Annotated in this window: 10 protein-coding genes; 4 read left to right on the forward strand and 6 right to left on the reverse strand. The window is 69.7% G+C overall.

The features are described 5' to 3' along the window. On the reverse strand, positions 1-517 hold a 517-nt coding region (locus EPN31_RS16580; protein ID WP_291775927.1), incomplete at its 3' end, for a serine hydrolase. 54 nt (positions 518-571) lie between these two features. On the opposite strand from EPN31_RS16580, the gene EPN31_RS16585 reads away from it, so the two are divergent. Both EPN31_RS16585 and EPN31_RS16590 read left to right on the forward strand, forming a co-directional pair. Next, complete coding sequence (locus EPN31_RS16585) at positions 572-1,162, forward strand: LemA family protein (protein ID WP_367188330.1); 591 nt, start codon at positions 572-574, stop codon at positions 1,160-1,162. A gap of 44 nt (positions 1,163-1,206) precedes the next feature. Continuing rightward, positions 1,207-3,090, forward strand: a complete 1,884-nt coding sequence (locus EPN31_RS16590) for a M48 family metallopeptidase (RefSeq protein WP_027492817.1) — start codon at positions 1,207-1,209, stop codon at positions 3,088-3,090. Positions 3,091-3,202: 112 nt separating this feature from the next. On the opposite strand, the gene EPN31_RS16595 is transcribed toward EPN31_RS16590, so the two are convergent. Further along, positions 3,203-4,801, reverse strand: a complete 1,599-nt coding sequence (locus tag EPN31_RS16595; RefSeq protein WP_027492818.1) for a GMC family oxidoreductase — start codon at positions 4,799-4,801, stop codon at positions 3,203-3,205. 69 nt (positions 4,802-4,870) lie between these two features. Between EPN31_RS16595 and EPN31_RS16600 the strand changes: the two genes are divergently transcribed. Then, a complete protein-coding gene (locus EPN31_RS16600) occupies positions 4,871-6,178 on the forward strand; it encodes an NTP/NDP exchange transporter (RefSeq protein WP_081666614.1) in 1,308 nt (435 codons plus the stop codon). Between the two features lie 61 nt (positions 6,179-6,239). Here the strand turns inward: EPN31_RS16600 and EPN31_RS16605 are convergent, their stop codons facing one another. From EPN31_RS16605 to mtgA, 3 genes are all read right to left on the reverse strand, one after another. Further along, positions 6,240-6,668 (reverse strand): CBS domain-containing protein, encoded by a 429-nt coding sequence (locus EPN31_RS16605; protein ID WP_027492820.1) that lies wholly within the window; start codon positions 6,666-6,668, stop codon positions 6,240-6,242. A gap of 95 nt (positions 6,669-6,763) precedes the next feature. Beyond that, entirely contained in the window at positions 6,764-7,702 is a 939-nt protein-coding gene (locus EPN31_RS16610) for a glycosyltransferase family 2 protein (protein ID WP_027492821.1), read from the reverse strand. 62 nt (positions 7,703-7,764) lie between these two features. After that, positions 7,765-8,505 (reverse strand): monofunctional biosynthetic peptidoglycan transglycosylase, encoded by a 741-nt coding sequence (mtgA, locus tag EPN31_RS16615; RefSeq protein ID WP_027492822.1) that lies wholly within the window; start codon positions 8,503-8,505, stop codon positions 7,765-7,767. 108 nt (positions 8,506-8,613) lie between these two features. Here mtgA and EPN31_RS16620 point away from each other — a divergent pair, with 108 nt between their 5' ends. After that, positions 8,614-9,513, forward strand: a complete 900-nt coding sequence (locus EPN31_RS16620; protein WP_027492823.1) for an Hsp33 family molecular chaperone HslO — start codon at positions 8,614-8,616, stop codon at positions 9,511-9,513. 18 nt (positions 9,514-9,531) lie between these two features. Here EPN31_RS16620 and EPN31_RS16625 read toward each other — a convergent pair. Further along, a partial coding sequence (locus tag EPN31_RS16625; RefSeq protein ID WP_291775934.1) for an EAL domain-containing protein occupies positions 9,532-9,840 on the reverse strand: 309 nt, incomplete at its 5' end.

The raw sequence follows: 9,840 nt of genomic DNA on the forward strand, positions 1-9,840 counted from the left end.
TGTCGTAGGTGTTGCGCGGCAGGCCCAGCCGCTGCCCCAGGATGTCGCCGACGGTGGCCTGCGAGGCGGCCTGCATGTCCTTCAGCTTGAAGTACGGCAGCACGTCGACCAGCTTGGTGTCCCAGTCCAGCTTGCCGTCGTCGACCAGCAGGCCGGCAATGGCGGTGGCGAACGCCTTGGACAGCGAGGCGAGGCGAAACACGGTGTCCGGCTTGATCGGCTGCTTGGTGGCGGCATCGGCATAGCCGACGGTGCCTTCGAACACCACCTTGTCGTCGATCACCACCGCCGTGGCCAGGCCGGCCACGGCATCGCGCTGGGCGAGGCGATCCAGCCAGTGCTGGTAGTCCGCGAGAGTCTGCTTGACGCGCGCCGCGGGCAGCTTCTGCGGCGCATTGTCGACGCTGGTCGACAGCGCGGCGGATGCCGGCGGGGCGAGCGATGCGGCGGCGGGCAGCGGCGTGCAAGCCAGCCCCAGCGCACCGGCGATCAGCAGGAAGATGTTCTGAAACTGCATGGTATTCTGGCGTGGTTCCGGCGCGGGGGATGCGCCTTGGGAAAGGGGAGCGTGATGATGGGCCTGATCATTTTTCTGATAGTCATCATTCTGATTGTCTTGTACTTCGTGGCGATCTACAACGGACTGGTCACTTCGCGCAACGGCTACAAGAACGCGTTTGCGCAGATCGACGTGCAGCTCAGCCGGCGCCACGACCTGATTCCGAACCTGGTGGAGACCGCCAAAGGCTACCTGGCGCACGAGCGCGGCACGCTCGAGGCGGTGGTGCAGGCGCGCAACGCGGCGGTCAGCGGGCTGGCCGGTGCGAAGGCCAACCCGGGCGACCCGGCCGCGATGCAGCAGCTGGCCAGCAGCGAAAATGCCCTGACCCAGACCCTGGGGCATTTGTTTGCGCTGCAGGAAGCGTACCCCGACCTGAAGGCGAACCAGACCATGATGCAGCTCTCCGAAGAGCTGACCTCCACGGAAAACCGGGTGGCATTCGCGCGCCAGGCCTATAACGATGCGGTGCTGACCTACAACAACCGGCGCGAGGTCTTTCCCGCCGCGCTGGTGGCGAACGGCTTAGGCTTCGCCGCCGCCGAACCGCTGGCGATCGACAACCCGGCCGTGCGCGACGCGCCGAAGGTTTCCTTCGGCTGATCGCGGCGTCGCGGCGCGCGCCGCGGCGCACTCCGGGAGCTTGCATGGATTTCTTTGCGCAACAGGCGCGCGTACGCAGCAGCAGCCGGCGGCTGGTGCTGCTGTTCGCACTGGCCGTGGCGGCGATCGTGGCGGCGATCGACGCGGCGGTGTGGCTTGCCTTTGGCCGCTATCCGGCCGACGGCGAGCCGGCGGCGTCGAACCTGCCGCTGCTGTTGGTCAGCAGCGCCGCGGTGGTCGTCGGGATCGGGTTGGGTTCGCTGTTCCGCAGCATGAGCCTGTCCGGCGGCGGCAAGGCCGTGGCCGGAAGCGTCGGCGCGGTGGCGGTGCCGCCGGACACCGGCGACCCGCAGCTGCGCCGGCTGCGCAACGTGATCGAGGAAGTCGCGATCGCCTCCGGCGTGCCGGTGCCGGACATCTACCTGATGGCCGACGAAGCAGGCATCAACGCGTTCGCCGCCGGCTACTCCAGCTCCGACGCGGCGGTGTGCGTGACCCGGGGCTGCCTGGACAAGCTCAGCCGCGACGAGTTGCAGGGCGTGCTCGCGCACGAGTTCAGCCACGTGTTGAACGGCGACATGCGGCTCAACATCCGCCTGATGGGCCTGCTGTTCGGCATCCTGGTGCTGGCGGTGGCGGGGCGCAGGCTGCTGCAGTTCGGCGGCCGCGGCAGTCGTCGCGGCGGCAGCCAGGTGCTGCTGATCGGTGTGGCGCTGATGGTGGTCGGCTACATCGGCTATTTCTTCGCGCGCTTGATCCAGGCCGCGGTGGCGCGTTCGCGCGAAGCGTTGGCGGATGCCTCGGCGGTGCAGTTCACCCGCCAGACCGACGGTCTCGCCGGCGCGCTGAAGAAGATCGCGATCGACGTCGAGGGCTCCGCCTTGCAGGTGGCGAACCGGCAGGAGGTGGCGCACATGCTGTTCGGCGAAGCCGGGCGGTTCAACGCGTTGTTCGCCACTCATCCGCCCCTGCTCGAGCGCATCCGCGCATTGGAGCCTGGCTTCAACGAGGCTGACCTGACCCGCATGGCGGCAGGAATGCCGCGCGAAGCGGCGTCGCCACCGCCTGTGCGGGCGAACGCCGCGGCCGCCTCCTCCGGCATGCCGGGCTTGCCGTTGCCACCGATACCGACGGGCGTGCTGGCCGGCGGCGTTGCCGCGGCTGCGCCAGCGTTCCAGCGTGCCGCGGCCGTGCAGCAGGCGATACCGCCGAGCCTGAGCGTAGCCGTGCAGCAGCCCGAGTCCGCACTGACGGTGATGCTGGCGCTGGCGCTGTCATTGGAGGCAGAGCTGCAGCCGGCGCAGCGCCGGATCGTCGCCGATGCCTTTGGCGACGACGTGCAGCGCGCCGTGCAGGCGCAGGCTTCCACCCTGGCCGCATTGACGCCGGTTGCGCGTCTGCCGCTGGTCTCGCTGGCGTTTCCTGCACTCAGGCAACTGCCTGACGGACGCCAGCAGACTTTGCTGCGCGCTCTCGACGACCTGGTCAAGGTGGACGGCCGGGTCGACATCAACGAGTACTGCCTGGCGCGGCTGCTGCGCATTCAGCTGAGCGAGGCGCGCGCGCCGCGCCGCGCGCCGGTCGATGGCGTGAAAAAGCTCCCGGCTGTGCGCGACAGCGTGGTCCTGGTGTGCACCATCGTCGCCGCGGCCGGTTGCTCGGACGAGGCCGGCGCAAGGCGCGCATGGCTGTTCGCGATGCAGCAGGCGTTCCCCGGCGAGGCCATCGAGTGGACGCCGCCGCCGGCGGCCTGGCAGGCGCCGTTCGAGCGCGCGCTGGACGATCTGGACGGCCTGAGCCCGATGGCCAAGGAACGGGTGATCCAGGCCTTGCTGCGCGCGATCCGCGCCGACGGCCAGGTCAGCGTGGAGGAGGTGGAACTGCTGCGGGTGATCTGCGCCAGCCTGCATTCCCCGCTGCCTTTGTAGGAGCGCGCCTTGTCCACAAGGGACTTCCTTTGGTCGCGCGCGATGCTCTTGGTCACGTGACGGAAAGCATCGCGCACAGAGCCTGCCCCGGACTCGATCCGGGGGTGCGCTCCTACAGGGTTCGTCCTTCGTCGAGGATCAACGCGCTCGCGCGTTCGGCGATCATGATCGTGGGTGCGTTGGTGTTGCCGGTCGGCAGGCTCGGCATGATCGAGGCATCCACCACGCGCAAGCCGGTCACGCCGCGCACGCGCAGCTCGCTGTCGACAACCGCGCGCCCGTCGCGGCCCATGCGGCAGGTGCCGACCGGGTGGTAGATGGTTTCCGCCTTGCGCCGGATGAAGTCGGCGTACTCGGCATCGCTGGTGATGCGCCGCTCGGGGAACACCGGCGCGCCGCGGTACGGCGCGAACGCGGCCTGGTCGAGGATCTCGCGCGACAGCCGTGCGGCCTCGATCATCAGCTTCAGGTCGTGGCCTTCCGGATCGCTCAGGTAACCGGCGTGGATCGCGATCGGTTGCGCCGGGTCGGCCGAGTGCAGGCGCAGCCGGCCGCGGCTGCGCGGATGCAGGTAGCAGGCGTGCAGGGTGTAGCCGTAGCCGGGCAGGCGATGGCGGCCGTGGTCGTCGAGCAGCGCGGGCACGAAATGGAACTGCAGGTCGCAGCGCGCGTCCGCGGCGTGGCGGCTGCGCACGAAGCCGCCGGCCTCGGCCACGTTGGAGCTGCCCGGTCCGTCGCGGTGGCGCAGCCAGCGCCAGCCGGCAGCCAGCTCGTTGAGGTGGTCGTAGCTGACCCGGTTCGGGTTGCCGTCGAGCGTGCAGACGTCCAGGTGATCCTGCAGGTTGGCGCCGACCTCGGGCAGGTCGGCGAGCACGGCGATGCCGTGCTTGCGCAGGTGGTCGGCCGGGCCGATGCCGGACAACATCAGCAGCTGCGGCGAATTGATCGCGCCGCCGGCGAGGATCACCTCGCCCGCCTCGATCCGCTCGGCGCCGTGCTGGCCGCGGCGCAGCTGCACGCCGATCGCGCGGCCGTGCTCGAGCAGTACGCGCTCGACCAGCGCGTGCGTGCGCACGTGCAGGTTTGCGCGCCGGCGCGCCGGCTTCAGGAAGGCGGTGGCGCTGGAGCAGCGGGCGCCGTCGCGCTGGGTCACCTGGTACAGCCCGAAGCCGGCTTGCGGTTCGCCGTTGAAGTCGTCGTTGCGCGCGAACCCGGCGCTCGCGGCCGCGTCGAGCAACGCTTCCGACAGCACGTTGTGGTGGCGCAGATCGGCGACGCCCAGTGGGCCGCCGACGCCGTGCAGCGCGCTGGGGCCGCGGCTGTTGTCCTCGCTGCGCAGGAACCACGGCAGTACCTCGCGCCACGACCAGCGCGGGTCGCCGCTGGCCTCGGCCCAGCCGTCGTAGTCGGCCGCCACGCCGCGCACGTAGCACATCGCATTGATCGAGCTGGAACCGCCGAGCGTCCTGCCGCGCGGCCACCACAGGCGGCGCTGGCCGAGCGTCGGCTCCGGTTCGGTGCGGTAGTTCCAGTTGAGCGCGCGGTTGGTGGCCAGCCGCGCGATGCCGGCGGGCAGGTGGATCAGCGGGTTCCAGTCGGCGGGGCCGGCTTCCAGCAGCAGCACGCGCTTGCCCGGGTCGGTACTTAGCCGGTTGGCCAGCACGCAGCCGGCCGAGCCGGCGCCGACGATGATGTAGTCGAAGTTTTTCAAGACGTCCCCGCTTGGCTGGCTCGATGTGGCCGCGTGCTAGGCTTGCCGCGCCCCACGCCGGATGCCCCCGTGAGTTTGCCCCGTTCATCGCCAGTGGAACAAGCCGCTGCGCCGGCGCTGTCCGCGCTGGCGTTCTTCTTCGTGATGACCTCGTACTACATCATCCGGCCGGTCCGGGACCAGCTGAGCGGGGCGGTCGGTTCGCAGTCGCTGCCGCTGTTCTACGGCGCGGTGTTCGTGGTGATGCTGCTGCTGACGCCGCTGTTCGGCATGCTGGTGGCGCGTTTCCGGCGCCGGCCGCTGCTGGCCTGGAGCTACGGCTTCTTCATCGTCTGTCTGCTCGCGTTCGTGCCCGCATTCATGGCGCAGGAGCGCATCGGCGCGCGCGAGCTGGGTGTGCTGTTCTTCGTCTGGGTCAGCGTGTTCAACCTGTTCGTGGTGTCGCTGTTCTGGAGCTTCATGGCGGACATCTTCTCCAGCGGGCAGGCGCGGCGAGTGTTCTCGCTGATTGCGCTCGGCGGCATGGGCGGGGCGTTGTTCGGGCCGCTGGTGACCAAGCTGCTGGTGCGGACGATCGGGGTGGCGCCGCTGCTGCTGGTCTCGGCGCTGGCATTGTCGCTGTCGCTGGCCTTGTTGCTGCGGCTTTCGACGAACCATGAACGCCAACCGGGCGGTCATGGTGATGAGGCCATCGGCGGTTCGTTGTGGGCCGGCATCAGGGAGCTGTGGTCGCGTCCGTTCCTGCGCTACATGGCCCTGCTGATGCTGTTCGGCGACGGCATCGGCACGCTGGCCTATGCGCTGGTGGCCGATTATGCCAAGGCGCACTTTGCCGACGCAGTGTCGCGCACGGCGTTCTACAACGACCTCGACCTGGCCACCAACCTGCTCGGTGCGGTGTTGCAATTGAGCGTGACGCCGTGGCTGCTGGTGCGTTGCGGCGCGGGCTGGGGATTGGTCGTCCCATCGCTGGTGAATCTGGCCTTGCTGGCCGGGGTGGCGCTGATCGGTGGCGGGAGTTTTGCGTTCTTCGGCTACAGCGTGCCGCTGCTGGCTGTGATGCAGGTGATCACGCGCGGCTTCGCCTACGGCATGACCAAGCCGGCGGTGGACGCGCTGTACACGCGGGTGCCGCGCGAGACGCGTTACAAGGGCAAGAACTTCGTGGAGACCGCGGTGTGGCGCTTCGGCGACCTGGTGGTGACCAGCGCGGTGAGCGGCCTGCGCCTGCTGGGCTGGGGCGTGGCCGGCCTGGCCCTGGCCGGTACCGGCGTCGCTGCGCTGGCGACCGTGGTGGCGCGGCGTGCCGGCTGGTCGCCGGATCTGACGCCGGACGACCGTGCGCCAGCGGACAAGGATACGCAAGCACCGGTTTGAGCCGATGCTTCCCCGAATCCCGAATCCCGAATCCCGAATCCCGAATCCCGAATCCCGAATCTCAGCTCGTGATGTAACGCTGCAGGTGCTCGATCTGCTCGGCCTGCGCGTCGATCACCGCCTTGACCAGATCGCCGATCGAGATCACCCCGACCACCTTGCCGCCCTGCACCACCGGCAGGTGGCGGATGCGGCTGTCGGTGCACAGGCGCATGCAGTCGAACACGTCGGTGTCCGGACTCACGGTCAGCGGGGTGCCGCTCATGATGTCGGACACGGCGGTCCGCGACGAGGAGCGGCCCTGCAGGATCACCTTGCGCGCGTAGTCGCGTTCGGACATCACGCCGACCAGCTGCTCGCCGCGCATCACCAGCAGCGCGCCGATCCGATGCTCGGCCATGTGCTTGATCGCATCGAGTACCGGCGCTTCCGGCGCGATGCTGTAGACCGCGTTGCCCTTGCCCTGCAGCAGATGCTTGACCTGGCTCATGCTGGACTCTCCCATCGGCCCGGACGGGCCGCCCGCAATGAGTCTAGCGCCGCGGCCGGGCTGGCGTGTAGCGAAGTTGTGAAGCCCTGCCGGGTTCAGCGCGGCGTGCGTGGCGGGCGTCGTTCCTCGATGAAATACAGCGGCCGCTGCTTGCTCTCGGCGTAGTTGCGGCCGAGGTATTCGCCGATCACGCCGAGCGCCAGCAACTGCACCCCGCCGAGGAACAGGACCACCAGGATCAGGGTGGGGTAGCCGCGCACCGGGTCGCCGTAGAGCAGGGCCTTGAGCAGCACGAAGGCGCCGTAGGCGAAGGACACCCCGGCCGCGGCCAGCCCGACCCAGGTGGCCAGCCGCAGCGGCGCGGTGGAGAACGAGGTGATTCCCTCGATCGCCAGCTGGCCCAGCCGCCAGTAGTTCCACTTGGTGGTGCCGGCCTGGCGCGGTTCGCGCTGGTAGTGCACGGCGGTCTGCCGGTAGCCGATCCAGCTGAACAGGCCTTTCATGAAGCGCTGCCGTTCGCGCAACTGCTGCAGCGCGTCCAGCGCCCGGCGCGAGAGCAGGCGGAAGTCGCCGGTGTCGCGCGGGATCGCGGTCTCGGACAGGCGCTCCATGCTGCGGTAGAACGCCGCCGCGGTGAGGCGCTTGAAACCGCTCTCGCCTTCGCGCGCGCTGCGCGTGGCGTAGACCACGTCGTAGCCGGCCTGCCATTGCTCGACCAGGGCGGGAATCAGTTCGGGCGGGTCCTGCAGGTCGGCATCGATCACCACCGCGGCATCGGCGAGTACGGCGTCGAGTCCGGCGGTCAGCGCCGCCTCCTTGCCGAAGTTACGCGACAGCTTCAGCGCACCGGTGCGCGGATCGGCGGCGACCAGCGACTCGATGATCGACCAGGTGTCGTCGTGGCTGCCGTCGTCGACGTAGAGCACGTCACACGCCAGCGGCAGGCCGTCCAGCACCTTGCACAGGCGCTCGTGGAACGACCGCAGCACGGCCGATTCGTTGTAGGCGGGAACGACGACGGTGAGCTGCGGCATGGGTGGAACCTGCGAAAGTCGGCGTCATGCTAACCAACTGGCTGCGGCGAGGCGAGCCGCGCTCAATGCGGCGGATGCAGCGGCGCGCGGCCCTCGACATAGCCGGGGCCGCCGAGCCGGACCATCTGCTGCTGGATCCAGCCGGCGCGGCGCTGCAGGTAGGCGCTGGGGCGGTCGGCGTGCAGCCGACGTGGGCTCGGCAGCACCGCGGCGAGGCGGGCGGCCTGGGCCGGGCCGAGCTGGGCCGGCGCAACGTGGAAGTACGCCTCGCTGGCCGCGCCCACGCCGTAGACGCCGTCGCCCAGCTCGGCGATGTTCATGTACACCTCGAGGATGCGCTGCTTCGGCCAGCTCAGTTCGATCAGCACGGTGAAGTACGCCTCCAGCCCCTTGCGCACGAAGCTGCGGCCGTTCCACAGGAACAGGTTCTTGGCGGTCTGCTGGCTGATCGTGCTGGCGCCGCGCAGGCGCCCGCCGTCATCGGCCGCGTCGAGCGCGTCCTGGATGGAATGGAGGTCGAAGCCGTGGTGGTAGGGGAATTTCTGGTCCTCGCCGGCCACCATCGCCAGCGGCACCCAGCCCGACACCTGGCTCCACGGCACCCAGTGCTGGCGCAGCCGGAAGTCGTGCTCGCCGTGGATCCACGCGCCGAGCTGGCGCTCCAGCATCACCGCCGAGGTCCACGGCGGCACGAAGCGCAGCACCAGCACCACCAGCCAGCTCAGCGCCAGCCAGGCCAGCAGCGCGATCGCCAGCAGGCGCAGCAGGCGTGTCAGCGGGGCGCGGCGGAACGGAACAGGCATGGCGGTACGCGCGGAAGGAGGCAGGCAGTATAGGGGCCCGCCGCCGGGACGTTGTCCGGACGCCGCGGTGCCCCCATCTGTGGCGCTTGACCCGAAGAGAGTTTTGCCGTGGACGAACTGCCTGTGGATGACGTGTTGCACCGCTTCCTGCTCGAGCGCGCCGGAGTGCGCGGCACCCTGGTGCGGCTGGGGCCGGCCTGGCGCGAAGTGGCCGGCCGCGCAGACTACCCGCCGGCGCTGCACGCCCTGCTGGGCGAGGCGCTGGCGGCCAGCGCGCTGCTGACCGGCGGCATCAAGCTCGACGGCGCGTTGTCGATCGAATTGAAGAGCGCCGGCGCGTTGCGCCTGCTGTTCGCCGAATGCAGCGACCAGGGCCGCCTGCGCGGGCTGGCGCGCTGGAACGAGCCGCTGCCCGCGCCGCTGGCGCTGGATGCGCTGGCTGACGCGATCATGGCCATCACCATCGGCAACGTCGATCGTGGCCAGCGCTACCAGGGCCTGGTGGATCTGCGCCACGCCGACCTGGCCGCTTCGCTGGAAGACTACTTCACCAAGTCCGAGCAGTTGCCGGCGCGCATCCTGCTGGCCGCCGATGGCGAGCGCGCGGTCGGCCTGATGCTGCAGAAGATGCCGGGCGAGGGTGGCCATGCCGTCGTGCAGGACGACGATGCCTGGAACCGCGTGGTGCACCTGACCGCCACGCTGGGCGCGGAGGAACTGCTGGCCAGTGCGCCGGAGCAGTTGCTGTACCGGCTCTACCACGAGGAATCGGTGCGCCTGTTCGAGCCGCGCCCGCTGGCGTTCGGCTGCAGCTGCAGCCGCGAGCGGGTCACCGCGATGCTGCGCTCGCTCGGTCGCGACGAGGTGGAGGCGGCGCTGGCCGCGCGCGACGGGGAGATCGAGGTGGTCTGCGAGTTCTGCGCGCAGCGCTACCACTTCGACCGCATCGATGCCGAGCACCTGCTGAGCGAAGGTGCGGCTCCCGGCGCACCGGGTACGGCGCAGTAAGGCGCGCGGATTCCCCGTTCAGTTGAGCAGCAGCGGCCTGCCGGCACCGAGCCAGGTGGCGGCAGGCTGCGCCTCGGCGAACAGGAAGCCCTGGCCGTAGCGGCAGCCCACGCGCAGCAGCGCCTGTCGCTGCGATTCGTCCTCGATGCCTTCGGCGATCACCTTCATCTGCAGCGAATCGGCCAGCATCTGGATTGCGCGCACCAGCGCCAGGCCCTGCGTTTCGGTGTCGTCCGGCGGCAGTTCGGTGATGAACGAGCGGTCGATCTTCAGCGTCTCGAACGGGTACTGGTGCAGGTAGCTGAGCGAGGAATAGCCGGTGCCGAA

It is taken from the genome of Castellaniella sp., assembly GCF_004321985.1.
GTDB lineage: Bacteria > Pseudomonadota > Gammaproteobacteria > Burkholderiales > Burkholderiaceae_B > Castellaniella.

Coding starts and splice junctions, on each gene's coding strand:
- EPN31_RS16585 (WP_367188330.1), top strand. CDS start 572: ATGATGGGCCTGATCATTTTTCTGATAGTCATCATTCTGATTGTCTTG.
- EPN31_RS16590 (WP_027492817.1), top strand. CDS start 1,207: ATGGATTTCTTTGCGCAACAGGCGCGCGTACGCAGCAGCAGCCGGCGG.
- mtgA (WP_027492822.1), bottom strand. CDS start 8,505: ATGCCTGTTCCGTTCCGCCGCGCCCCGCTGACACGCCTGCTGCGCCTG.
- EPN31_RS16610 (WP_027492821.1), bottom strand. CDS start 7,702: ATGCCGCAGCTCACCGTCGTCGTTCCCGCCTACAACGAATCGGCCGTG.
- EPN31_RS16605 (WP_027492820.1), bottom strand. CDS start 6,668: ATGAGCCAGGTCAAGCATCTGCTGCAGGGCAAGGGCAACGCGGTCTAC.